This window comes from Rhodococcus sp. 7Tela_A2 (genome assembly GCF_049311045.1).
Lineage (GTDB): Bacteria > Actinomycetota > Actinomycetes > Mycobacteriales > Mycobacteriaceae > Rhodococcus.
The window spans coordinates 1-890 of sequence record NZ_JAXION010000223.1 but is presented as its reverse complement, the minus strand read 5'-3'; the positions used below and the strand labels follow the sequence as shown (position 1 = coordinate 890).

The 890-nt window shown below is 71.0% G+C and carries 1 protein-coding gene and 1 pseudogene; one reads left to right on the top strand and one right to left on the bottom strand.

Annotated features, from left to right (window positions below; all coding sequences use genetic code 11):
- Positions 1-254 (bottom strand): annotated as a pseudogene (locus TVH25_RS21345) (hypothetical protein); the annotation flags it as partial.
- Positions 255-467: 213 nt separating this feature from the next.
- On the opposite strand from TVH25_RS21345, the gene TVH25_RS21340 reads away from it, so the two are divergent.
- The coding region (locus TVH25_RS21340; protein ID WP_422425418.1) for an SDR family NAD(P)-dependent oxidoreductase at positions 468-890 on the top strand (423 nt) is incomplete at its 3' end.

The following is an 890-nucleotide window of genomic DNA, read 5'->3' as shown; positions in this document are numbered from 1 at the left end:
GCGGCGGCGCGGCGGCCCACCAGCGCGCCGCGCGGGGGGGGGGGGGGGGTGGGGGGGCGGGGCCGGGGCCCCGGGCCCCACCCGCGCGCCGTGGCCCCGGCGCGCGCGATGTCCTCGGCGTATTCGCGGACCTGGGCGCCGATACCGGTGATCATGGGCAGGAGCAGCATCGCGCCGGTGCTGCCTCCGGCGGGACGGGCCAGGTAGGCGCGCAGTTCTCCGACGTGGAGGAAGTTCGCTTCGATGTCGGTCACGGGTGGGTCCCTTCGTGGCGGTCGGGCCGGAACGCCGGCCCGTGACGATCTTCGTACGGGGGGCGGGCCGATGCCGATCCCATTCGCCGGAAAAATTTGGAGAATTCCATTTCCGTTTGCGATAGTGTGGCTCTCATCACCTCGGCGACCGATGCCGAGAGTACTTCGGAGCCTCATGGCGACCGAGCGAACCTGTCAGGAAGGGGCGGTGGCATGACTCGCACCGTATTGGTCAGTGGCGGCACCGGCGGTCTCGGAGCAGCCGTGACGAAACACCTGCTCGATACCGGGTGGCGAGTGGTGGTGCCCTGGCTCGTGCGCGAAGAACTCAGCCGCGTCGGTACCCACCCCAACCTGCATCTCGTGCAGGCGAACCTCACCGACGACCAGCAACTCGAAGATGCGCTGGCGGTGGCCGGGGAAGATCCGGACGCGCCGCTGTTCGGCGTCGTCAACCTCGTCGGTGGATTCGCCTCGGGTCCGAAGGTCCACGAGACCCCCATCGAGGTCCTCGACTCCCAGCTCGACCTCAACCTGCGGACCGCGTACGCCGTCAGCCAGGCAGCGCTGCCCCACCTGATCCGTCGCGGCGGGGGGCCGAGCGGCGTTGTCTGCCCCCCCGCCGCGCGGGGGCCC